This window comes from Paeniglutamicibacter sp. MACA_103 (assembly GCF_045798555.1).
Lineage (GTDB): Bacteria > Actinomycetota > Actinomycetes > Actinomycetales > Micrococcaceae > Paeniglutamicibacter.
This window is the reverse complement of the sequence record NZ_JBIXLN010000025.1, coordinates 24,608-47,967: the sequence shown is the minus strand read 5'-3', so window position 1 is coordinate 47,967 and position 23,360 is coordinate 24,608. Positions and strand designations below refer to the sequence as shown.

The following is a 23,360-nucleotide window of genomic DNA, read 5'->3' as shown; positions in this document are numbered from 1 at the left end:
TAATATCTCTGCTCACCGGCGCCACGCTCTTGGCGGTCAGCGCCTGCACAACGGTTGAAGCCAGTGTCGGCACCGAATCCTCGCCAGTCGAGAGCTCCGCGCCATCGATCGTTCAGGTCAATGAAGAAGCACGCGCGTTGCTGCCCGACCGGGTCAAGCAGGCCGGTATCCTGACGATCGCCTCGGACCCGACGTATCCTCCCTTCGAGTATTACGACACCGACAACACGACCATGATCGGCTGGGACATTGAACTTGGCGACCAACTGGCCGCCGTCCTGGGCCTCAAGGCAGAACACGTTCCCGCCACTTTCGACACGATTCTTCCGGGGCTGACCTCCGGCAAACACGATATGGGCATTTCCAGCATTTCGATCACCGAGGAACGCAAGAAGTCCGTGGACTTCGTGCCTTCGTTGGCCGGTGGCACAGGTGTTGCCGTTGCACCGGGCAATCCGAAGAAGCTGTCCATGGACGTGATGACACTATGTGGAAACAAGATCGCCGCGACAAAGGGCAGCATCCAGGGCCTCGAGTACCTGCCGCAGTTCTCCAAGGAATGCGTTGACGCCGGGAAAAAGCCAATCAACATCCAGCAGTTTCCCGGTTCATCGGATGCCAACCTGGCGCTGATGTCGGAACGCGTCGACGGCGTGATGTCCGGAAGCGTCTCGCTCTACTACCAAGCGACGCTGGCCAACTTCAAGTTCGAATTGGCCCCGGGCGATGTGTACGAGCCGAAGTACTCCGGCCCCGCACTCAAGAAGGACTCGGACCTGCAGCCGGCCATCGAAGCAGCCATGAAGGTCCTTGTCGCCAGCCCGGAATATGCGGCAATGAATGAAAAATGGGGCGTGCCGAACAGCGCGGCGCTCACTACCGATTTGGTGGTCGCGAAATGAAGGCAAGCACTACCGCTTGAAATTCCTGAAGGGTCGGCTCTTGGCGTTCATTCCGGGAGCCGACCTGACATTGACGGAATAATGCGTGTCCATGTCCCGGTTGCGTGGACCACTTACTGCGTCCCATAAAATCGGCCGAAGAGGGCGAATCACAAACGAGGTGCCTCCAGACACTTTTGAGTTCTTGGTGGCAAAGGATGCGACATCCCGGCGGGGTTCGGCGGGCGAAAAACGGCCGGTGACCACCTAGAACCTGTCGTATACACTGCATACAAGAGATCGTCAGTTCGGCTGTTCCGACCTTGAAAGGCCCTCATGACTTCGCTACAACTTCTCGCGGATTCCCTCCAGGACGAGATCATCGACTTTCGGCGGCAGTTGCATCGCATCCCCGAAATCGGCCTTCACTTGCCACGGACCCAGCAACTGCTGCTGGAACGAATCAGCGACCTTGAAGACATAGAAGTTTCACTGGGTGCACGGCAAAGTTCGGTCACGGTCGTCCTGCGCGGGGGAAAGATGCGACCGGACGGAACTCCCGGACCCGTGGTCCTGCTTCGCGGCGATATGGATGCCCTGCCCGTCACCGAACAGACCGGCCTCGACTTCGAGTCCGAGATTCCGGGCGCCATGCATGCGTGCGGGCACGACATGCATGTCGCTGCCGTATACGGCGCGCTCCGGATTCTTCACCAGCGCCGCGCCGAGCTGTGCGCCGACGTGGTCTTCATGTTCCAGCCGGGCGAAGAGGATTACAACGGGGCGCGCTTCATGGTCGAGGACGGGGTCTTGGATGCCGCCGGACGGCGGGTCGAGGCGGCCTTTGGACTGCACGTTTCCTCCGCCATGTTCGAGCACGGTGTTTTCTACTCCCGTCCCGGCACGCTGATGGCAGGCTGTGAAGAGTTCTTTGTTACGGTGCGCGGAGAAGGCGGGCACGGCTCCAAGCCGCATCTTGCCAAAGACCCTGTCCCCGTGGCCTGCGAAATGGTGCTGGGACTGCAGACCCTGGTAACCCGCGGGTTCAATGTTTTCGATCCTGTCGTTGCAACCGTGGGAAGGCTTGAAGCCGGCACCTTGGGCAACATCATCCCGGACACTGCCAGCTTCGATTTGACCCTGCGGATCTTTTCTCCCGCTAACCGGGAAAAGGTCATTGCCGACGTTCAACGCCTGCTGCGAGGAATTGCCGACGCCCACGGCATGACCGTGGAGCTGTCCCAGGCACCCGATTATCCCGTTACCGTCAATGATCCGCAGGAATACCAGTACGTAGCCGACACCCTGACCGACATGTTCGGTGCCGACCGCTTCCACGAAATGGCTGACCCGCTGACCGGTTCCGAAGACTTCTCCCACGTGCTGCGGGAAGTTCCCGGTGCCTTCATGATGCTTGGCACCACGCTTGGCGAGGACCCGATGAAGGCGCCCATGAACCACTCCCCGCGTGCCGCTTTCGACGACTCGCTGCTTCCCACGGCGTCGGCCGCCCTGGCCGAGCTGGCCTTCCGGCGCTCGGATCATTCCGCAGAAAGCACGAAGGTTGCCTCGGGTACGGAAGCTGCACTGGCCATGAACCTGATCCCTGCCGGAGTCAACGACCGATAGGGCCGTTGTTGACCCACTGCGTGCAGAAAATAAGCATATGGGCTACCTTGCTGGTGAGTCGCGCTGGCCCAGGTTGCGATGGAGGGCCTGGCCACGCTGGTGCCCGGGATCGGTTAGGTGGTCAACGACCTCACCGCCCAGGATGTGCACAACGTCGTCGAGGTGCGTTACCACCTGGAGCAGCTGGCGATGGCGCAGGCCCTTGGCAGGCACACCCCCGCACAGCTGGTGCGGCTGCGGGCGCTCATCGACGAATTCGAGACGGTGGAACCCACCGACGCGGAGGAACAGTTCCGCCTCGGCAAGGAATTCCACCTCCGGGATTATCCCCGGACGACGCCGGCCCGGATCCGCAGGATCTCCTCCTGATAAGCAAGGTACAGATTGGCAAGCAGCCCTGCCTCATTCAGGTTCCCACCCAGCATCTCCCCGGCCTTCTTGATCCGATACCGCACGGTATTGGGATGGACGTAAAGCCAAGCCGCGACCCGGGCAACATCCTGATCCATGGCCAAGTAGCCTTGGATTGTTTCCACCACTTCATTCTCATCCCGCAGCGGCCGGACGTATTTGGTGAGCCGCTTGCGATCCGCCGGGCTCTTGAGCCGTGCCAGGAACCAACTCGCAGGATCGACCTCATCCATCCGGACCAGGTTCCCATGCACCCCTGAAGCACCCGCGGAACGTCTCCGGGCAACGCTCGCGGCAAGCTCAGCATCCTGAAACTGTTCGGGAATCTGCGACAGCGATCCGGAGGCCTCGCTCAGACCGATCACCAGGCCCTGCGCGCCGGCAGCAAGCCACTGATCACCTGCCTTGGAGTCCGGTAGCAATGCGTGGAACCCGGGCGGCACCTCCGGCGTCTTTCCGTTCTCGGCAAAGAGCAGTGGCAAGCCCATGCGCTCCGCCGAATCAATCAAGGCGTCCACCTTGGCCGGCGTCAACAATTCATCACCCAGCGTTGTGGCCACCAGCGAACGGACCGGTTCGAATCCCTTGAACCCGAGGGGCTTCAATAGTTCCCAATAGCGCAGCTCGCGGGAGACGCCAATGCCGTCCTGCAGGCTCGTGAGCAGCTGGGCATTTTCATGTCGCTGCCTGGAGGTGTCCAGGTGGCTGATGCCCTTAATGGCACCGAGCATCCGCTGGGTCGTTTCCAGCAGGACATCCCCCAAGTCATCCAGCAGTGAGCCCTGCCGCGTGGCAATGGCGAGATGGTATCCACGGCCGCGCAACACCATGGAACGGTACATGACCTCCCAGCGGCCAACGGCCACGCGGTCAAAGCGAGCAGGCTGTCCGTGGATAGCCGAAAATATGAGGTTTGTGGGGCCCTCGCCCGTCGATTCGACTATGACACCGGAGTCTTCATACAGCACGGCAGTTCCACGGCAAGCTGTCCCCAGCCGAGCAATCAGTGACTTGGTGGGGTTTTCCGAGGAAATGCTGTCCAGCAGGTCGTTGGTCAGCCACAGCATGCGCTTGATCCCGTAGCTCTCCGGTGCGGGCGCCCTGCGGTTGACGTGGTTTTCGATGTGCTGAAATGGTATTTCCGGAGCCACAACGACGAGGGGAAGACCCGCTTCGCTGCAGCACCGCCTCAGTTCCTCGGGCACCGAATCGAAATAGACGCCGATACCGAAGAACAATGCGGCCACCTTGGCCCGGCACAACGCCCCGACTAGCTCGAGGGCCATTACGGACGGCTGTTTCTCGTCAACAAAGCGCATGCCGGTGGTGAGCATGATGTTTCCCGGCTCGAACCAGGGTCCCGGATGATGAATCTCAGAGCTGTGAGCCCCGGTGATTTCCGGATCCCGCGCGCCGGCGACGACGAGAGCCAACCCCAGTGACTTCTCCGCCAGTACGTCATTCAAACTCAACATGTCGTCTCGCCTTCATTGTTCCCACACCCCTGGCGCCAGACAGGGAGCCCAAAATTACCGCGACCCACATGAGTCATTGTAGAAATTACAATCATATGGGAGCGTCCTTTGATTTCGTCTAATGACAGAGATGGGCGTCACATTGCATGGTTGGGGGAAGCAAAAACCCCGAACGATCAAGGAGCCCATGATGGCCAATGTAAGAGTCGCCGTGGATGTCGGAGGCACCTTCACCGATGTCTGCATCTTCGATGAAGAATCCCAGAAAATGCGCGTCACAAAGGTACCCTCGACGCCAGAGGACCCCATGCTCGCAGTCATGAGCGGGGTGGAACGCGCAGAGATCAATCTGGCCGACGTCTCGTTGTTCTCCCACGGCACCACCGTGGCAACCAACGCGCTGATCACACGGAAATTCCCCGCCGCAGCCATGGTCACCACCAGGGGTTTCCGCGACGTCATCGAAATCCGCGACGGCACCAAGGATGATCTTTGGGATGCCTACAACGATGTTTCGGGCCCCTACATCCGCCGCCGTGACCGCTTTGAGGTCACCGAGCGAATAGATTTCTCCGGCAAGGTCGTCACTGCTCTGGATGAAACCGAAGCCCGGCGTCTCGCCGCGCTGCTGCGCAAGCGCGGAACCACCACGGTGGCGGTCTGCTTCATCAACTCCTACGCGAACCCGGCCAACGAGATCAGGATGCGGGAGATCCTCGAGGAGGAACTGCCCGGGGCGGCTGTTTCGACGTCCGCGGAGATCCTTCCCGAGATCTTTGAACACGACCGCTTCAACACCGCCGTTTCCAACGCCGTGCTGGCACCACTCGTCACCGGATACGTGGACCGTCTGGCCGAGCAGCTCAAGGACGGGGGCTACACCGGGGACCTCTTGCTGTTGCACTCCGGCGGCGGATCGATGACTCCTCGCATGGTCAAGCGCTACCCGGTCCGGCTGGCGGCCTCCGGCATCGCCGCCGGCGCCATCGCCGCAAAGCACGTTGCCCAGCAGTGCGGCTTCGAAAACGCAGTGGGACTGGACATGGGCGGCACCTCCACCGACATTGCATTGGTGTCCGGGGGCGAATTGCGCATCACCAAGGAATGGCAGGTTGAATACGGGCACCCAATCGTTTTCCCATCCATCGAGGTCCTCACCATCGGGGCCGGTGGCGGCTCGCTGGCCCACATCGACATCGCCGGTTCACTGCGCAACGGCCCGCAGTCCGCAGGCGCGGCACCGGGTCCGGCCTGCTACAGCACGGGCGGCGACCAGCCCACCAACTGCGATGCCAACGTGACGCTCAACCGGCTAGGCACTTCGCTGGCCGGAGGTGCCAAGACCCTGGACAGGGAGCTCTCCCGCGAAGCCATCAACCGTGTCATTGCCGAACCACTGGGCATGGGCGAAGCCGAGGCCGCGCATGCTGTTCTGCAGGTCGCCAACGCGAACATGGCCGACGCAGTCCGGTTGATCTCCATCCGACGCGGCTATGACCCGCGCGACTTCGCGCTGATCGCGTTCGGCGGGGCGGGTGCCCTGCACGGGGCCGAAGTGGCCCGCGAACTGAACATTCCAACGGTCGTGGTCCCCGCAAACCCTGGCGTCACTTCCGCGCTTGGTTGCCTGCTCGTTGACATCCGCCACGACCTCTCAGCCATGTTCACCGGGTTGGCATCCGAAACGGATCCGTTCGACATCGAGACCCGGTTCACCGCCCTGGAAAAGGAAGCTTCCTCGCGGTTGCGGCACGAGGGCGTCAGCGACGACAACGCCGTGCTGCAGCGCGAGATCTCCATGCGCTACGCCGGACAGTGGCGCTCGCTTTCCGTTCCGATCGGGTCAGGCCGCGGCGCCCTCGAAACCGCCATCGAAACCTTCCACCAGGAGCACGAACGAGAGTTCGCTTTTCGCCAGGACGACCAGCCGGTGGAGATCTACCAGTTGCTGCTCAGCGCCATCGGCAAGACCCCCAAGCCCTCCTTCATCCCAGCCACGGAGCTGAATGCCGACCCCGGCTCCCCTTCGTCCACGCGCGAGGTCTATTTCGGCGACTCGGGCTGGCTTCGGACCCCGGTCTACGACCGCGATTTGTTGCCCGCCGGCGCCACGTTCGCCGGGCCCGCCATCATCGACCAGTTGGACTCAACCACGGTGGTTCCCCCGAGCACCACCGCCGAGATCGATGGCTGGGGCAACATCCGCATACACCTGCACGACCTTCCATCCACCAAGGAATCCTAGCCATGACCAATACACTCTTGGACACAGAAACCCTGGACACACGCCCGGAACGCTCCACTCTGGACCCGGTGACCTTCGAGGTACTGAAGAATGCATTCGCCACGTCCGTTGACCTGATGAGCGAACAGATCCTGCGCACCTGCTACTCCTTCGTGATCTATTCGCGCGACTTCTCCTCCGCACTCTGCGACGCGGCCGGCAACACCGTCATGCAGGGCTCCGGGGACATTGCGGTGCACGTGGGCACCTTGCACTTCCAATGCAAGGCCGTGATCGAGGAATTCGGCACCGACATCCACCCCGGTGACGTATTTGCCATCAACGATCCGTACCGCGGCGGAACGCATTTCAACGACGTGTCCTTCATCCGCCCCATCTTTGCCGGCGGCGAGGTCATCGCGTTCGCACAGAACAAGGGCCACTGGGCGGACATCGGCGGCAACGTTCCGGGTTCCTTCGACGTGAACGCCAAGGAGCACTTCGGCGAGGGCCTGCGTATCACCCCGGTGCGCATCTGGTCCAAGGGCGTCTTCCTGCACGACGTCGCCCAGCTGCTGGTCTCCAACACCCGCGCTCCCCGCCAGGCCATGGGCGATTTGCACGCCCAGTCCGAGGCCACCGCCGTCTGCGAGCGGGAGTTGCACCGCCTGGTGGATAAGTACTCCAAGGACACCGTGGTGGAGGCCATGCAGGAAACGCAGGACTATGTGGAGCGCATCGTGCGCCGCCGGCTGGTGTCGCTGCCGCAGGGCGAATGGGAAACCACAGACTACATCGACGCGGACCCGGGCAAGTGCGAGGGCCTGGTGCCGATCAAGATCAAGCTCAAGCTCGACGGCACCGGAATCCACTACGACCTCTCCGAGTCGGCCCCGGCCGTGGCGACGTTCCTGAACTCCGGCTACGGCACCACCCACTCGGCCATCTATGCCGGCACCAAGACGTTCTTCCCCGATGTGCCACTGAACTCCGGCTTCTACGCCGCCGTCCAGGCCGAGATCGGTGCTGAGGGATCGGTCGTGAACGCGGGCTGGCCGTTTGCGGTGACAGGCTTCTGCTCCGGCCCGTACGAAAAGATCATGAACGGCATCTTCGAGCTCTGGAGCCAGATCATGCCGGAGCGCGCCATGGCGTGCGCGTTCAATCTCGAATACCTGCTGGTCGGCGGGAAGGACGCCCGGACCCCGGCCAACGAGTACTTCATGTGGTACGACTGGATGGCCGGTGGTTGGGGAGGACGTGCCTCCAAGGACGGATCTTCAGCCACCGCACCTGTCTTCGGACCGGGCCTTGCGGTGCAGCCGGTCGAAGGGCAGGAGCGCCTCTCCCCCGTGCTGACCACCCGCCACGAGATTGCAATTGATTCAGCCGGACCGGGCCGCTACCGCGGCGGCCTGGGCATCGAAAAGGGCGGCGTGCTCACCGACGCGTTCGACACCGTGATGAGCTATTGCTGCGACCGCGCCCGCTCCATCACGTGGGGCATCGAGGGCGGACTTCCCTCGATCCCGCACGGGGTCTGGCTAAACAAGGGCACCGACGAGGAACGCTTCCTCGGATCGAATTTCTCGTCGGTTCCGGTGCAGTCAGGCGACTCCTTCACCCGCCCCTCGGCAGGCGGCGGAGGCTACGGCGACCCGTTGTTGCGCACCGCGGACGAGGTCCGTGAAGACGTCATCGACGGCTACGTCTCCCTGGAACGTGCAGCGAAGGACTACGGCGTGGTCATCCGCGAGATCGATGCAGAGCTCGATCAGTTCGAGATCGATGAGGAAGCCACCGAGGCCCTGCGGGCACAAATCCGCGCTTCCCGGGCCGGATGGCTAACCGAGGACCCAAAGGACGTCGCCGAGGGCTACCGCAACGGCAGCATCCCGATGCTCGATGTGATCCGGCGCCACGGAGTGATCCTCGATTGGGGAACCGGCGAACTCTTCGAGAACACCACCACCGAGTACCGTCAGTTGATGGCGCGCCGCTCGTCCTCGCACTGGGCCTGATTTTCCCCTTGGCCCGGTAGCCAGGGGTTCGGAGCATCGGCCGGTTTTCCCGGCCGCTTCGAACCCCCGGCACCGCGGGCGGGACAGACAATGGGTGCTCCCATGGGTTCCCGTTCCCGCCGTCAATGCACCGCATCGGTTCGATATCCTTCACCGGGCCACAGAGCCGCTCCCGATCGCTTCCAGCCCCATTCCCTGCCACACTCGCTAGGCACAATGCATGCGCGGGCCCGCCCCGCAGACCTGCCGTGCCCGTTTTCAGGAGAAGTCTCGTGTCAACACAACCAATGGGTACCGACAAAGGCACCGACGATACCAAGATGGGCGCGGGCTCTCTGTCCATGGCCTGGTACGGCCTGGTCTCGGCCATGTTCTTCATCTACATCGGCGCCTCCCTGGCCCAGGCGTACGGAACCATCGACACCCTCATCGGCTTGGCCATCACCATCGTGGTCTACGGTGCCATCAACCGAGTACTAGCCGGATACGCGCTGCGGCATTCCCTGACCGTCGCCCAGTTCTCCCGCACCCTGCTAGGAAGCAAGGGCGCTTTGCTGGCCACCCTGGTCTTTGCCGCCACCGCCATCTACTACGCCGTGTTCGAGGGCGCCATCCTCGGCTATGCCTTCCAGGCACAGTTCGGCGGGCCGATCCAGCTTTGGTACGCAATGGTCGTTCTCTACACGGTTCCGCTGATTGCAGGCGGCATCCAACGCTGGCTGGACAAGATCAACGGCTGGCTGCTGCCCATCTACTGGGGCGGTCTGGTCACCGCTGTCATCTGGGCTTCCATCGCGCACCCCAACGGCGGTGCCTGGCTAACCCACTCGACGGGGTCACTGCCCTTCGTCGCCGGCGGGCCCGGCTGGCTGGCCACCTGCGCCGCCTTCATGGGCGTCTGGATCCTGATGATGTACACCATGGACTTCGCCGCACTGGGGCGCGCAAAAGACGTGAAGTTCCACCAGAGATACACCTTTGGCTGGCTCTTCTACACCCTTGCGTTCGGTGCCAACTCGCTGATCGGCATCTACCTCACCTTCACCATTCCCGGTGCGGAGGCCACCGAGACAGGTGTCGCGGGCGCCCTGGTGACGCTCATGGGCCCGTTGGGACTGCTGGTGATCTTCGTGTCGCAGACCCGCATCAACACCGCGAACTATGCCTTGGGCATCGCCAACCTGCGTGAGTTCGGCGAGCGCGCGCTGCGCTTGCGATTGCCGTCGCTGGCCTGGGTTGGTATCGGTGCGCTCATTATCTATCTGCTGATGCTTCTGCCCGTGGTGAAGTACCTGCTGTTGGCCCTATCGTGGCAGGGTGCGTTGGTCACCGGGTGGGTGGCGATCGCCCTGGTGCACATCTTCTTCCAGGAACGGCGTGGCGGCCCGGTACCCGACGGATCGCTTCCGGACTCCGCATTCCCTGCGCTCAACCGAGCGGGGGTCGCGGCATGGGTCATCTCCGCCATTGCCGGTATCACCCTGATCCAAGCTGGCAGCGCCTGGGGTTCGAACGTCGGTTCACTGACCACGCCGGTCCTGGCTGCATTGATCTACGCCGCGCTGATTCGCCTCTCGCCGGATCTCGCCAGCGACCGCTCCAAGGTTTCTGTCCGTCGCTAGGGCCTATGTCGAGACATCTCGGCCGGCCGGTGCAACGCGTCTTTGAAGGCAAGGTGCACCGGCCCCTGCTTCCTCGCCCACCCCCGTCACCGGATCAGCCCGCGCCAAAGAAGTGCAACGTGCAGCGAGGTCCGTGACTCGGCGTCGTCCAGGCTGACCCCGAGCTTGTCCTCGAGCTTTTCCAGCCGGGCGTAGAGCGCGGGCCTGCTCAGGAAGCCCGTGCGGGCCAGCGCTGACTTGTTGCCGCCGTGCTTCAGGTAGAGGCCGAGCAACTCGAGGGCGGGTTCGTCGAGCGGGTCCAGGATGCCGGCCAGCTCGGCCTCGGCAAAGGACTTCAGGCGCGTGTCCTCGTGCATCAGCGCCAGCAGTCCGCGCAGCCGCACGTCGGCAAAGCGGTAGAAGGGCCGGGCACGGGTGTCGAAGGTTGCCACGGTCTCGGCCACCTGGACGGCCTCCTCCAACCCGTGGGCCGCGTCCTTGACGCTTTTTCGCCCGCGCCCCACGCCCGCCGACCAGTCGACGGCGTCCTGGCCCTGGGCCAGCTGCCGGCAGATCCGTTCCAGCAGCGGCTCCTCCAGCTGCTTGGCCCCAACGCCAAGCACCATGCCGATCTGGCCGCTTTGCAGGCTGGCCGCCAGAGCGGTGGCCCTGGCCGATTCCACCACGGCGTTGAGGGCATCGAGCAAGGCGCGCTCGCGCAGTTGCACGCCGGTGGGCGTTTGCCCCGGCCGTTCGTCCAGCCGGAACACCACCGGGACGTAGTGCGGGGACTCGGCGAGCCCCAGCGCACCGGCGCGGATCAACACCTCGCCCTCCCCCAGGGCATGCTGCTGGCGCAATTCGTGCAGCAGCCCCGCCCGCGCCTGGTGCAGCAATTCCTTTTGGTCGCGACCGGCCAGGCGCGCGATGGACAGCGTCTGCCCGGCGCGCTCGAGCACCATGGCCGCATCCCCGTCGGCCTCCAGTCCGCCGGGAACCACCAGCCGGCCCCAGCGTTGGCCCTGGATGCCGACGGGGGTCTGCAGCCAGCTTTCCTCCCCGGCCCCGCGGCCCGTGGTTTCCAGGTAGCCGACCCGGCGCGAGCGCTCCGGCCAGTGCGCGAGCAACCCGGCATCGGGGTTCGGTCCGGCATCGAAGCCCAGCACCAGGTGGGCCACGTCCTCCAGCACCACCGGCGCGCCGATGAGTTCTGCGGCGCGCGCCACGATCCCCTCCTCGGTCGCGTTCTGCAGGCTCAGCGCGGTGAAGACCTCGTGGATCATCCGGGAGCGTTCCAGCGCGGCGAGCTGGTCGGAGACCAGCATGCGGTGAACCACCTCGGTGATCTCGACGAAGCGCACGCGCCGGTGCAGCAGGACGACCGGGAAGCCTTCCCGCCCCGCCACCCTCCGCAGCGCGGCAATGGAGGCATCGAGTTCCCGGCCCGCCCCGGGGACCAGCTCGACGATGAGCCCGGCGGCACCGGCCGCCCGCACCTGCGCCAGGAACCCCGCGACTCCGGCCCCGGCCTCGCCGAAGGCCATCCCGGTGGTCAACACCAGCTCCCCGCCGGAGAGCAGTTCGGCCAGGTCCGGGGTTTCTGCCACGTGCACCCAGCGCACGGGGTTGCCCAGCAGGTCCTTGCCGCCCAGCACTTCGGGCTCCCCCGCGGCAACCACGGGCAATTCAAGGACGCGGGCAATGCTCAGGGTCCCGGCAACCGCGGGCTTTTGGTGGCTGGTGACCTCACTCATGGACAAAGTGTATTGCTTTTTGCCCAAGATGTTACAGGTTGGCGGTGTTGCGAGTGTGTCCCGGACGACACAATGGACTCAATACCGATTTTCCCCGCCTTGAAAGGAACCACCGCACCATGCAGACTCTCTCCCACTGGATCGACGGAACCACCTTGGAAGCCCCCGCCGATTCCCGCTTCGCCGACGTGACCAACCCCGCCACCGGCAAGGTCTCCTCGCGCGTGGCCCTGGCCTCCGCCGCCACCACCGGCGAAGCCATCGCCGTGGCGCACGCGGCGTTCCCCGCCTGGCGCGACACCTCGCTGACCCGCCGCTCGCAGATCCTGTTCAACTACCGCGAGCTGCTGAACAAGCGCAAGGCCGAGCTGGCCGCGATCATCACCGCCGAGCACGGCAAGGTCCTGGACGACGCCATGGGCGAGATCGCCCGCGGACTGGAGGTCGTCGAGTACGCCTGCGGCATCCCGCACCTGGTCAAGGGCGGCTACACGGAGAACGCCTCCACCAAGATCGACGTCCACTCCATCCGCCAGCCCCTGGGCGTGGCGGCCATCATCTCCCCCTTCAACTTCCCGGCCATGGTGCCGATGTGGTTCTTCCCCATCGCCATTGCCGCCGGCAACACCGTCATCCTCAAGCCCAGCGAGAAGGACCCGACCGCCGCCCAGTGGATGGCCGAGCTCTGGAAGGAAGCGGGGCTTCCCGACGGCGTGTTCAACGTGGTCCACGGCGACAAGGAATCGGTCGACACCCTGCTCACCGACCCTCGCGTCTCCTCGGTCTCCTTCGTGGGCTCCACCCCTATCGCCCAGTACGTCTACGCCACCGGCACCGCGCACGGCAAGCGCGTCCAGGCCCTGGGCGGGGCCAAGAACCACATGCTGGTGCTCCCGGACGCGGACCTGGACCTGGCCGCCGACGCCGCGGTCAACGCCGGGTTCGGAGCGGCCGGCGAGCGCTGCATGGCCATCTCCGCGATCGTCGCCATCGACTCGATCGCCGACGAACTGGTCTCCAAGATCGCCGACCGCACCGCCACGCTGCGCGTTGGCGACGGCACCCGCGGCTGCGACATGGGCCCGCTGGTCACCGCGGCACACCGCGACAAGGTCGCCGGCTACATCGACGCGGGCGAGGCCGCCGGGGCCACCATGGTGCTGGACGGCCGCCACGTGAACCCGGATGCCGAGGGCGAGGGCTTCTTCCTGAACCCGACGCTCTTTGACAACGTCACCACCGACATGTCGATCTACACCGACGAGATCTTCGGCCCCGTCCTCTCGGTGCTGCGCGTGGATTCCTTCGAGGAGGGCATCGAGACCATCAACGCCAACCCGTTCGGCAACGGCACCGCGATCTTCACCAACGACGGCGGCGCGGCCCGCCGCTTCGAGAACGAGATCCAGGTCGGTATGGTGGGAATCAACGTGCCGATCCCGGTCCCGATGGCCTACTACTCCTTCGGCGGCTGGAAGAACTCGCTCTTCGGGGACACCCACGCCTACGGCGCGGAGGGCATCAACTTCTTCACCCGAGGCAAGGTCGTCACCTCCCGCTGGCTGGACCCCAGCCACGGCGGCCTGAACCTCGGCTTCCCGCAGAACGCCTAGCAGCCACCACTCCCAGGAAGGGACACCACCCACCATGAGCATCGAAGTGAGCACCGAGGCCATCACGGACCAGGAGATTGCCGCCGGGGCCCGCGCCCACGAGCTGGACCGCCGGCACGTCTTCCATTCCTGGCAGGCCCAGGGACCGTTCGCCCCCATGACCGTCCTGAAGGCGGAGGGCGCCCACGTCTGGGACGGGGAGGGCAATAAGCTGCTGGACTTCTCCTCCCAGCTGGTGAACACCAACATCGGGCACCAGCACCCGAAGGTGGTCGCCGCCATCCAGGAGCAGGCGGGCAAGCTGTGCACCATTGCCCCGCAGCACGTCAACGACGCGCGCTCCGAGGCGGCCCGGCTGATCGCCGAGCTGACCCCCGGCGACCTGGACCACGTGTTCTTCACCAACGGCGGGGCCGATGCGGTGGAGCACGCGATCCGCATGGCCCGACTGCACATCGGCAAGCACAAGGTCCTGTCCGCCTACCGCAGCTACCACGGCGGCACGCACCTGGCAGTGAACGCCACCGGCGACCCGCGGCGCTTCGCCTCGGACCACGCCACCGACGGGGTCGTGCACTTCATGCCCGCCTACCACTACCGCTCCTACTTCTCCGCGGCCACCGAGGCCGAGGAAACCGAGCGGGCACTGCGCCACCTCGAGGACACCATCATCCTGGAGGGCCCGGCCACCGTGGGAGCGCTGATCCTCGAATCCATCCCGGGCAGCGCCGGCATCTACATGCCGCCGGCAGGCTACATGGAGGGCGTGCGGGAGCTGACCCGCAAGTACGGCATTGTCTTCATCGCAGACGAGGTCATGGCCGGCTTCGGCCGCTCCGGCAAGTGGTTCTCGGTGGACCACTGGGACGTGGTTCCGGACCTGCTCACCTTCGCCAAGGGCGTGAACTCCGGCTACGTCCCGCTGGGTGGCGTGGCGATCTCCGATGCCATCTTCGAGACGTTCCGCGAGCGCGCCTACCCGGGCGGGCTGACCTACTCGGGCCACCCGCTGGCCTGCGCCGCTGCGGTGGCGACCATCAACGCCATGAAGGACGAGGGCATGGTGGAGAACTCGGCCCGCATCGGCGCGGACATCATCGGCCCGGCATTGCGCGAGCTGAAGGCCAAGCACCCCTCCGTGGGCGATGTGCGCGGCACCGGCTGCTTCTGGGCCGTGGAGCTGGTCACCAACCGCGAGACCCGCGAACCGATGGCACCCTACGGCGGATCCTCGCCGGCCATGTCCGCGGTGACCGGTGCGCTGAAGAAGGCCGGCATGCTGCCCTTCGTGAACTTCAACCGCATCCACGTGGTCCCGCCGCTGAACATCACGGACGAGGACCTGCGCGCGGGCCTGGCCATGCTGGACGAGGCACTCTCGGTCGCCGATACCTTCGTGACGGCGTAACGACTTTCGCACTGCCGTTGCCGGCGGGGTTCGGGAACCATGTCCCGGGCCCCGCCGTCTTTGGCTTAAGCCGGCACCCCGGCTAGTCGGCCGCCTGTGTGACCAGCACCTGCCACTTGATCCCGGGCCCCGTCTGCACGGAGATTTCAAGCTCCGTGGCGGACTCATTGACAAAGCTGTTCCGGTTGACCTGGCCCGGGACTGTTTCAGTGCAGTCGGCACCGTAGGTGCTGCCGTCGCTGAGCGCGACCTCGATGGGTCCGGCTCCCTCGCATATCCAGGAAACGAACGTCTCCCCCTTCCCCAGGGAGTCTCCGCCGCCGGTGCCGCTTCCGGTGCCTTCCATCCTGAACACCGCTTTCTCGCCCGAAGCCGCGCCCAGGACGATGGCTTCCCACCCAGCCGCATCCGTGTGGGCGGAAGCGGCGGGACCGGAGGCGGCTCCGGATCGCACGGGAACCGTCTCGGACGCCGAGGGGGCAGGCAGGTCCTCGGTCAGCGTCGTGCATCCCGACAACAGGGTGGCAAGGCACAACAGTGCGAAGAGTGTCCGGGCCGGCACTGGCTTGTTGTTCCTCATGGGTCTCCGTCTTTCCGTTTCCCTGGCGACAGTGGCGGAACGCCGGTGTCCGCGCGCTCATTTGAACGAGCATATGGCACCTACGCGCAAATTGGGTCCCTCACTCCAGATTCGCCTGAGTGATGATGAGACCACGGCGACCGGGTCGCTGGCATGGGCCGATGTACCAGCCATTCGACTTCGTGACGCCATTGGTCCGCCCCGCCGTTGAATCCGGCATTGCAGCGATTGGCCTCGCGGCTGCCTTGGCATGCATTTCGGTTGGCGGCCCGGCCGGAAACAACAAGAACGCCGCCTCGTGACCCGAAGAACGAGGTGGAGCACGTTCTGGACCGGCGTTAGGCCGCCCGCGACGGCATCTTGGTTCTCCGGTTCGCTCGCCGCCCTCCACCTGCAGGCCTAGACGGATGCCCCAAACCTGAGCCTTTCATCCGATGCGCGGCCACTGCTGGGTTTCATAGGCTGGAGGCATGACACCGACTGCACGTCCCCGGTCTTCGACGTCCGCACGCCCCGGGGCACTGGTCCTGGCCTCGGCCGCCGTGCTGGCTTGCCTGGCCCTGGGCGGTTGCGGCGCGCTGGGTATCGAGACCAGGTACGACAAGAGCGCCAGCCACGAATTTGCCACCGGGGCCGAAGGCAAGGAAAGGAAGGTGCTGCCGACCTGGGTCCCCGACGAGGCCACGAACCTGAAGGAGCTCGTGCGCACCACGGGAAACGAGCGCATCCTGCGCATGGACCACCCCGGCCAGCTGCCCCGGGGCTGCGTTGCCATCGCTGAAACCGGCAAGCCATCCGTGGCCGAGCTGGTCGCGGGGCTGGAATTGGAGGAGCCTGCACCCATGCAGGAAATCGCCCAGAGGGTGGACTCCCAATACCAAACGCCGCTGCTGGCCGCCGAGTGGTGGCCCACCGGCCAGGAAAACCTGACCACCCACCTATGCGGGAAATGGTGGGTGTCCCAAGACGCCGGCAGCATCACCGCCTTCGCACCGGAGCTGAAGGGCATAGCCGAGAACATCCTCGCGGAACAAGCCAAGGCGCAGCGCGCCAAGGACGATTAGCCACCGGCAAACACTGCCACGGTTGTGGCGGTGTACGCACGAAAGGGGTCGGGGTGCGGTGCTCCCGCCCGGGTGAAAGCACCCCCTACCCCGACCCCTTGGGCCGCCGTTCGCTTGCCCGGCCACCGGTCGGGCGTTCGTGATCGGACCTAGCCGTTGATGACCTGCGGCTGGCCCAGGGCTTTGAGCCCGTCAACGCCGAATTCCACCCCGTAGCCCGAGGACTTGGCACCGCCGAAAGGAATCCGCGGATCCACGCCGCCGTGGCTGTTGATCCACACGGTGCCGGCCTGCAGCCGTGCCGCAACCTCGCGCGCCGCATCGCGGTCGGCGGACCACACCGAGGCACCCAATCCGACGTCCAGGGAGTTGGCCAACCGGACCGCCTGCTCGATCGAGTCGACCTTGACGATCGGCAGCACCGGGCCGAACTGCTCCTGGACCACCAGCGCGTTGTCGGTGGCGATGTCGGCGATCAGCGTGCTCGGGTAGAAGAATCCCGGCTGGTCTGCCTGCGGGTCGGCACCGAGCAGCACGCGGGCGCCGGAGTCGGTGGCCTTGCGCACCAGTGAATCGACGATGTCGTACTGGGCCTTGTTCTGCAGCGGGCCCAGCACGTTTGCCTCGTCCAGTCCCACGCCCATCGGCATGTTCCGCGCGACCTCGGTCAGCGCCGCACAGACGTCCTCGTAGATGTCGGCGTGCACGTAGAGGCGCTTGAGCGCGGCGCAGGTCTGGCCGGTATTGATGAACGCACCCCAGAACAATCCCTCGGCGATGGCCTTCGGGTCCGCGTCGGGCAGCACGATGCCGGCGTCGTTGCCACCCAGTTCCAGGGTCAGGCGCTTCACGGTGTCGGCCGAGGAGCGGATGATGGCCTTGCCGGTGGCCGTGGAACCGGTGAACATGACCTTGTCGATGTCCTGGTGGATGCTCAGCAGCTGGCCCACGTCGCGGCCGCCGGCGACCACGTGCAGCACGCCGGCCGGAAGCACCTGGTTGATGACGTGGCCCAGGGCCAGCACGCTCAACGGGGTGTATTCGCTCGGCTTCATCACCACGGTGTTGCCCATGCGCAGTGCCGGGGCCAGCTGCCAGACCGAGATCATCATCGGCCAGTTCCACGGGCCGATGGCACCGACGACGCCGAAGGGGCGGTAATGCATTTCGGCGTAGGTGGTTCCGTCGTCCACGAGCACCTCGGCCTCGAGGTCGAAGGCCGCGGCGGCACGCAGCCAGGCCACGGCGCCCCCGACCTCGAAGCGGGCGTTCGGGCCGTTCAGCGGCTTGCCCTGCTCGCGCGAGAGCAGGTGGGCCAGCGCCTCGGCGTTGGCCTCGATGGCGTCGGCCGCCCGGTTCATCAGGGCGCGGCGTGCGTCGTGGCCCAGTCCGTCCCATTCCGGCTGCGCCGCATGGGCCGAGGCGATGGCTGCTTCCAGGTCGGCAACCTCGTGTTCCGGTGCGCGGCCCACCAGCTCGCCGGTGGCCGGGTCGAGGATTTCTCGTCCCCCGGTGGCGGGCTGGATGGCGGCAAGCAGTTCGTCCGCGGTGGCGTAGGTGGCGACGGTGTTGGTTTCGGTGCTCATGGATCGTTCCCTTTTCTTGTCTCTGGGTTTGCCGGAAATCGTGTTTGTTGAATGGGTCGTAAACGGGCCGCGGAGTTAGCGCGGCGTGGTCTCGGCGGCTTCATCGAGGTCTCCGCCGTGTCCAACGCCCGCGTAGATCGCCGGTCGGGTGGAGCGCAGCCTGAATGCCCACAGCAAGCCGAGGATGCCCGGGACCACCACGAGTGCGGGAAGCAGCCAGCCCAGGACGCTGGCGTCTTCAAGTCCGATCAGCACGTCGAAGTTCGCCACGATCGCCCCGAAGAGGGCAACCAGCGCGATCCCGGCGGTCAGCGGCGCCACCAGGGTCGTCCACTTGCCCAGCCCGCGCGGTTGGCTTCGGAAGTAGCCGATCACCGCAAAGCTCGTCAACGCCATGAGCATGACCAGCCCGAAGGCACCGGTGTTGGTGAGCCACGTGAACAGCGTGACCACGGGGAACATCTCGCCCTGGCCTGCTCCGACGAACGCGAATACCAACAGCACCACGAGGGCTAAAGCCGACTGGGTCAGCGATCCTGCGACCGGTGCGTGGGAGCGGGCATTGGTCTTTGCCAGTGGCGCGGGCAACACTCCCTCGCGTCCCAGCGAGAAGAGGTAGCGGGCCACCACGTTGTGGAAGGCAATCAGCGCGGCGAGCAGGCTGGTGATGAACAACAGTCGACCCAGCTCGACGAACCAGGCCGGGGCGTGGTCTGCCAGGAACACAAACACCAGCTCGGGTCCCGATTCGGCGGCGGCGCCGATCACCGCGCTGTGTCCCTCGCCCACGGCCATGGCCCAGCCGGAGAAGGCGTAGAAGACGGCGATGATGCCAATGGCGATCAGCGTGGCCCGGCGAGGCGTGGTCTTGGGGTCCTTGACTTCCTCACTGTAGATCGCGCCGGACTCGAAGCCCATGAACCCGGCGATGCTGAAGGCAAGGGCCGCGCCGACACCCGCGGTGAACAGGCTGGCCGGCTGGAGGGATTCGGCCGAGATGCCTTCGGGCGCGACCTTGAGCGAGAGCAGGTCATAGACCATGACAACGAGGAATTCGCAGGCCACGATGATCCCCAACACCTTGGCCGAGAAATCAACCCTGTTCACGCCGAGGATGCCCACGATGGCCCAGCCGATGAGGGCGCACAGCCACCAGGGAGCCGCCAGCCCGAACGTGACCGTGAGGAATGACGAGAGTGCAAAGCCGAAAAGGCCGTAGATGCCGATCTGCATGGCGTTGTAGCTGACCAGTGCCACCCAGGCGGCGCCGATTCCGGTGGGCTTGCCCAGGCCGCGGGCTACGTAGGCGTAAAACGCGCCGGCATTCCGCACATGCTGGCTCATGGCCGTGTATCCCACGGCAAACACGAGCAAGATGATGCCGAGCACCACGAACGAAAGCGGGACGCCGAGCACGCCCGACACCGCGAAATCCGTCGTGACTCCCCCGGCGACCACCGTCAGCGGCGCGGATGCCGCGATGATCATGAACACCAGCGCCGGCACGCCGAGCGTGCGTTTGCCCAGGCCCGGTGCCCGGGTGTCCGTCGAATCGGTTGATGTTGCCATGGGGATTCCTCCTTGAAGCGTATGTACCTACAGCCTGCACCGTGATGGGCACCACAGGCTTGGCTTTGCGTGAGCAACACTTGGCGATTCGTGCAGGGTTAGGCGGCGGCCTCCCCTTCGGCCGGGCGGGAAACCGTCCTGAACCCGCAATGGCTGCTCGAGGAATCCGGCGTATTCCGGCTCCTGGCCGCAACCCGGTAGCGGTTGCAATACGAGTCGTGGCACAGGAACGAGCCCCCGCGCATGACCCGGCCCTCCCCGAAGGGCGGCCCCGCCGGATCCTGCAGCGGGCTGCGGGCGTAGTAGCGCGGCAGGAACCAGTCAGCGCACCATTCCCAGGTGTTCCCCGCCATCTGCCACAGGCCGTGCCCGTTGGCTTCGAAGGACTCGACGGGGGCCGTGCCCGTGTATCCGTCCTCCCCGGTGTTGCGGGACGGGAATTCGCCCTGGAAGATGTTGCAGCGGTGCGTGCCACCCTCGGTGAGCGAATCCCCCCACGGATAGCGTGCGCCCTCCAGCCCTCCGCGGGCCGCGTATTCCCACTGGGCCTCGCTGGGCAGCGCACGCCCCGCCCACGCGCAGTAGGCCAGCGCGTCGTTCCAACTCACGTGCACCACCGGGTGCCCGTCGGCGGCCACCGACCCGGGACCCAGCGGCTCCCGCCAGCAGGCGCCGGGGACATCGACCCACCACGGCATCGACGCCACCGCCCGGCTGCCGGCGGGCCAGCCGGCCCGGCCACCCAGCTCCAGGTGGAACACCGCCGAGGAACCCAGGGCCTCGGCCTCCGTCACGTACCCTGATTCCGCCACGAACAGCGCGAACGCTGCGTTGGTGACGGCGGTGGCGTCCATCCGGAAACCCTTCAATTGCACCGGGTGCACCGGGGTCTCGCCGTCTCCCGGGTAGCCCTCGGCGAAGTGGTCGCCCATCAGGAATGCCCCGGCCGGCACGTGGACCTGGTCGATCCCGTGCCGCGGCGCGTCCCCCGCCTGCTCCGGTGCCGCGGGCAGCTGGCGGGCACCGGGCGCGAGTCGGGCCGGGGCCGGTGGTGGCTGGCAGCAGGACACGTGATGCTCCTTGTCTGGGGTGGGGGGTGGATCGGTGGCGCCGCTAGGCGGCGGCCGTCGGAGTGGGTGCGTTGTCGCAGACCATCGCCATTTCCTGAAGCAGCGCCAGTTCCAGCGACCGCTGCAGCTCCGCCGAGCGGGGATCCCCTGCAACGTTGTGCAGTTCCTCCGTGTCGCTGCGGTGGTCGTAGACCTCCACGCCGGGGGCCCCGAAGTACCGGGTCAAGCGGCCGTCCGGGGTCACCACCGTTCGCATCCGCACCGGTGCCGGCAGCCCGTCGATGGAAAAGGGTTGGTCCTCCTCGATGAGCACCGCCTCCCGTATCGTATCTGCCGAACCGTCCAGCAGCGGGCGCAGGCTCAGGCCCTGGATCCCGTGGAACCGACGCACCTGCGCCAGGTCCAGCATGGTGGGGGCCAGGTCGGCGGTGGACACCAGGGCGTCGCTGCGCTTGACGGCCTCGGCACTGCGGCCGGGGATGCGGATGGCCAGCGGCACCCGGGTGACCGATTCGTAGTGCACGAAGTGCTTGAGCATGAGCCCGTGGTCCCCGAACATGTCGCCGTGGTCGGAGGTGAACACGATGATGGTGTCCTGCTCCTGGCCCGAGTCCTCCAGGGCGTCGAGGATCTTTCCGACCTGCAGGTCCATGAGTTCGATCAGCCCGTACTGGGCTGCGGCCGCACGGCGGTACTGCTCCTCGTTGACCGCGAAGGTCATGGTGGCATCCGGGTGGGGGGTTCCGCGGTCCTTGACCATGGTGCGGATGTGCTCGGGCGATGCGCTATGGTCCTGCTCGAACCCGTTGGGCAGCGCCACTGACCCCGGCTCGTAGAGCGCGGAGTACTCCGCCGGCGGGGCAAAGGGATGGTGCGGGTCCGGGAAGGAGACGAAGAGAAAGAAGGGGTCCTCCCCCGCCGCGGCCTCCTTGATCCGCTCTGCGGCCCGCTCCCCGACGTAGGTACTGGGGTGTGCCTGCAGCGGGATGGAGGTGGTGTAGACCTGGTCCCAGCCCGGCAGCGCGTCGCGCCCGGCCGCGTGGCCGCCCAGGGTCCGGGGGTCCACGCCGCGCTCGCGCGCCCAATGCACCCAGTGTCCGCCCGGGGCGTCCCCGTGTCCGATGACCAGGTCGACTTCCTGGTAGCCGTAGTAGTCTTCGGGCATCTGCACGTACCCGGCTTCGTGGCGCTCGCGGTTCTCCCACTGGTCCCAGCCGGCGCCCCGCTCGCGGGTGACCGCGCGCTCCACCGCGGCGTCCAGCAGCAGCGGATCGGTGTCGTGGATCTGTTCCGACTGCTCCGGCTCGAAGTCCCACCCCATGTTCTGGTGGTGGAGCTTGCCCACGGCCGCGGTGCGGTATCCGGCCCGGGCCAGCGAGCGCACGAAGGTGGAGGTTTCGGGATCCAGCGGGATCCCGTTGCACCGGGTGCCGTGGACCGAGGGCCAGCGGCCGGTCAGCAGGCTGGCGCGGTTGGGCATGCAGGTCGGGTTGGCCACGAAGGCGCGGTCGAAGACCGCGGATCCTGCCGCCAGGCGGTCAAGGTTGGGGGTGCGCACCTCGGTGTTCCCGTTGAACCCGAGGTGGTCGGCCCGCAGCTGGTCGGCGATGATGAACAGGATGTTCGGCCGTGGCTTGGTCATGACTGCGCCCGGCGGATCAGTGAGAGCGTGCGGGTGCGCAGTTCGGCAAACGCGGGCAGGGCCCGGGTGGCGATCTGCTCGCGGTCGGCAGGCAGGTCGACGTCGATGACATCCAGCACCCGGGCGGGCTTGGAACCGATGGCCACGATGCGGTCCGAGAGGTAGACGGCCTCGTCGATGTCGTGGGTGACCAGCAGGATGGTCATGCCGAAGTCCTTGCGGATCTTCAGGCACAGGTCTTCGAGCTCGAAGCGCGTCTGTGCATCGACCGAGGCGAAGGGCTCGTCCATGACCAGGATCTCCGGGCGGTAGGCCAGCGCGCGGGCAATGGCCACGCGCTGCTGCATGCCTCCGGAGAGCTGCCACGGATACTTGTTCTCGGCCCCGGCCAGGCCGACGGCGGCCAGCGCCGTGTCGCAGCGCTCCGCCAGCTCTGCCGGATCCAGGTGCAGGTGCCGCAGCGGCAGCACCAGGTTCTTGCGCACGGTCAGCCAGGGCATGAGCGAACGCGAGTAGTCCTGGAAGACCAGGGCCATTTCCTTGGGCGGGCCGGAGATTTCGCGCCCGTCGATGCTGACGGTTCCGCCGGTGCTCGGGTGCAGCCCGGCCAGGCACTTGAGCAGCGTGGTCTTGCCGACACCCGAGGGGCCGACGATGCAGACGACTTCTCCGGCGTCAATGGAGAAGGTGAGGTCCCCGATCACGTGTGCGGCCGCAGGGCCCGAGCCGTAGCTCTTGGCCAGGGACTGGACCACGAGGCGAGGAAGTGGGGTTGTCGTTTTCAATGGTTCCTCCGAGGAGTGGAGAGGCGAAAGGTGTTGGGGCTTGCGGA

17 protein-coding genes are annotated in these 23,360 nt (G+C 65.8%); 9 read left to right on the top strand and 8 right to left on the bottom strand.

The features are described 5' to 3' along the window. Positions 1-29 precede the first annotated feature (29 nt). The 3 genes from ACIPVK_RS12965 to ACIPVK_RS12955 all read left to right on the top strand — a co-directional run bounded on the left by ACIPVK_RS12965 (position 30) and on the right by ACIPVK_RS12955 (position 2,879). Positions 30-902: an ABC transporter substrate-binding protein gene (locus ACIPVK_RS12965; RefSeq protein ID WP_407612395.1), complete on the top strand. Its 873-nt coding sequence runs from the start codon at positions 30-32 to the stop codon at positions 900-902. A gap of 315 nt (positions 903-1,217) precedes the next feature. Further along, positions 1,218-2,510 carry a M20 family metallopeptidase gene (locus ACIPVK_RS12960; RefSeq protein WP_407612394.1) on the top strand — a complete coding sequence of 431 codons (1,293 nt, stop codon included), beginning with the start codon at positions 1,218-1,220 and terminating at the stop codon, positions 2,508-2,510. Between the two features lie 117 nt (positions 2,511-2,627). Next, on the top strand, positions 2,628-2,879 hold the full coding sequence (locus tag ACIPVK_RS12955) for an FCD domain-containing protein (RefSeq protein WP_407612393.1): 252 nt from the start codon (positions 2,628-2,630) through the stop codon (positions 2,877-2,879). On the opposite strand, the gene ACIPVK_RS12950 is transcribed toward ACIPVK_RS12955, so the two are convergent. After that, positions 2,834-4,396, bottom strand: coding sequence for a PucR family transcriptional regulator (locus tag ACIPVK_RS12950; protein ID WP_407612392.1), 1,563 nt, complete (start codon positions 4,394-4,396; stop codon positions 2,834-2,836). The genes ACIPVK_RS12955 and ACIPVK_RS12950 overlap by 46 nt on opposite strands. A 190-nt stretch (positions 4,397-4,586) precedes the next feature. Between ACIPVK_RS12950 and ACIPVK_RS12945 the strand changes: the two genes are divergently transcribed. From ACIPVK_RS12945 to ACIPVK_RS12935, 3 genes are all read left to right on the top strand, one after another. Beyond that, positions 4,587-6,641, top strand: a complete 2,055-nt coding sequence (locus ACIPVK_RS12945) for a hydantoinase/oxoprolinase family protein (RefSeq protein ID WP_407612391.1) — start codon at positions 4,587-4,589, stop codon at positions 6,639-6,641. Positions 6,642-6,643: 2 nt separating this feature from the next. Beyond that, a complete protein-coding gene (locus tag ACIPVK_RS12940) occupies positions 6,644-8,641 on the top strand; it encodes a hydantoinase B/oxoprolinase family protein (RefSeq protein ID WP_407612390.1) in 1,998 nt (665 codons plus the stop codon). 272 nt (positions 8,642-8,913) lie between these two features. Continuing rightward, positions 8,914-10,263 (top strand): purine-cytosine permease family protein, encoded by a 1,350-nt coding sequence (locus tag ACIPVK_RS12935; RefSeq protein ID WP_407612389.1) that lies wholly within the window; start codon positions 8,914-8,916, stop codon positions 10,261-10,263. An 86-nt stretch (positions 10,264-10,349) separates the two neighbouring features. Here the strand turns inward: ACIPVK_RS12935 and ACIPVK_RS12930 are convergent, their stop codons facing one another. Continuing rightward, on the bottom strand, positions 10,350-11,996 hold the full coding sequence (locus ACIPVK_RS12930) for a PucR family transcriptional regulator (RefSeq protein WP_407612388.1): 1,647 nt from the start codon (positions 11,994-11,996) through the stop codon (positions 10,350-10,352). A 119-nt stretch (positions 11,997-12,115) separates the two neighbouring features. On the opposite strand from ACIPVK_RS12930, the gene ACIPVK_RS12925 reads away from it, so the two are divergent. Next, positions 12,116-13,609, top strand: a complete 1,494-nt coding sequence (locus ACIPVK_RS12925) for a CoA-acylating methylmalonate-semialdehyde dehydrogenase (protein WP_407612387.1) — start codon at positions 12,116-12,118, stop codon at positions 13,607-13,609. Between the two features lie 34 nt (positions 13,610-13,643). Next, a complete protein-coding gene (locus ACIPVK_RS12920; RefSeq protein WP_407612386.1) occupies positions 13,644-15,017 on the top strand; it encodes an aspartate aminotransferase family protein in 1,374 nt (457 codons plus the stop codon). Positions 15,018-15,099: 82 nt separating this feature from the next. Here ACIPVK_RS12920 and ACIPVK_RS12915 read toward each other — a convergent pair whose 3' ends face one another. Further along, the gene (locus tag ACIPVK_RS12915; RefSeq protein WP_407612385.1) at positions 15,100-15,597 is read right to left on the bottom strand and encodes a hypothetical protein; all 498 of its coding nucleotides are present in this window, start codon (positions 15,595-15,597) and stop codon (positions 15,100-15,102) included. 470 nt (positions 15,598-16,067) lie between these two features. Between ACIPVK_RS12915 and ACIPVK_RS12910 the strand changes: the two genes are divergently transcribed. After that, a complete protein-coding gene (locus ACIPVK_RS12910; protein WP_407612384.1) occupies positions 16,068-16,661 on the top strand; it encodes a hypothetical protein in 594 nt (197 codons plus the stop codon). Positions 16,662-16,810: 149 nt separating this feature from the next. Here ACIPVK_RS12910 and ACIPVK_RS12905 read toward each other — a convergent pair whose 3' ends face one another. The 5 genes from ACIPVK_RS12905 to ACIPVK_RS12885 form a co-directional block, all read right to left on the bottom strand. Further along, complete coding sequence (locus ACIPVK_RS12905; protein WP_407612383.1) at positions 16,811-18,247, bottom strand: aldehyde dehydrogenase family protein; 1,437 nt, start codon at positions 18,245-18,247, stop codon at positions 16,811-16,813. A gap of 75 nt (positions 18,248-18,322) precedes the next feature. Next, entirely contained in the window at positions 18,323-19,816 is a 1,494-nt protein-coding gene (locus ACIPVK_RS12900; protein ID WP_407612382.1) for an APC family permease, read from the bottom strand. A gap of 98 nt (positions 19,817-19,914) precedes the next feature. Next, positions 19,915-20,886, bottom strand: coding sequence for a formylglycine-generating enzyme family protein (locus ACIPVK_RS12895; protein WP_407612381.1), 972 nt, complete (start codon positions 20,884-20,886; stop codon positions 19,915-19,917). 43 nt (positions 20,887-20,929) lie between these two features. After that, positions 20,930-22,528 (bottom strand): sulfatase, encoded by a 1,599-nt coding sequence (locus ACIPVK_RS12890; protein WP_407612380.1) that lies wholly within the window; start codon positions 22,526-22,528, stop codon positions 20,930-20,932. Further along, entirely contained in the window at positions 22,525-23,313 is a 789-nt protein-coding gene (locus ACIPVK_RS12885; RefSeq protein ID WP_407612379.1) for an ABC transporter ATP-binding protein, read from the bottom strand. The genes ACIPVK_RS12890 and ACIPVK_RS12885 overlap by 4 nt, the downstream gene beginning before the upstream one ends. Positions 23,314-23,360: the final 47 nt, after the last annotated feature.

Bases quoted from the DNA above. Each gene is read 5' to 3' on its own strand.
- ACIPVK_RS12900 (WP_407612382.1), bottom strand. From the start codon at position 19,816: ATGGCAACATCAACCGATTCGACGGACACCCGGGCACCGGGCCTGGGC.
- ACIPVK_RS12890 (WP_407612380.1), bottom strand. From the start codon at position 22,528: ATGACCAAGCCACGGCCGAACATCCTGTTCATCATCGCCGACCAGCTG.
- ACIPVK_RS12945 (WP_407612391.1), top strand. From the start codon at position 4,587: ATGGCCAATGTAAGAGTCGCCGTGGATGTCGGAGGCACCTTCACCGAT.
- ACIPVK_RS12925 (WP_407612387.1), top strand. From the start codon at position 12,116: ATGCAGACTCTCTCCCACTGGATCGACGGAACCACCTTGGAAGCCCCC.
- ACIPVK_RS12905 (WP_407612383.1), bottom strand. From the start codon at position 18,247: ATGAGCACCGAAACCAACACCGTCGCCACCTACGCCACCGCGGACGAA.
- ACIPVK_RS12930 (WP_407612388.1), bottom strand. From the start codon at position 11,996: ATGAGTGAGGTCACCAGCCACCAAAAGCCCGCGGTTGCCGGGACCCTG.
- ACIPVK_RS12915 (WP_407612385.1), bottom strand. From the start codon at position 15,597: ATGAGGAACAACAAGCCAGTGCCGGCCCGGACACTCTTCGCACTGTTG.
- ACIPVK_RS12950 (WP_407612392.1), bottom strand. From the start codon at position 4,396: ATGTTGAGTTTGAATGACGTACTGGCGGAGAAGTCACTGGGGTTGGCT.
- ACIPVK_RS12910 (WP_407612384.1), top strand. From the start codon at position 16,068: ATGACACCGACTGCACGTCCCCGGTCTTCGACGTCCGCACGCCCCGGG.
- ACIPVK_RS12960 (WP_407612394.1), top strand. From the start codon at position 1,218: ATGACTTCGCTACAACTTCTCGCGGATTCCCTCCAGGACGAGATCATC.
- ACIPVK_RS12920 (WP_407612386.1), top strand. From the start codon at position 13,644: ATGAGCATCGAAGTGAGCACCGAGGCCATCACGGACCAGGAGATTGCC.
- ACIPVK_RS12940 (WP_407612390.1), top strand. From the start codon at position 6,644: ATGACCAATACACTCTTGGACACAGAAACCCTGGACACACGCCCGGAA.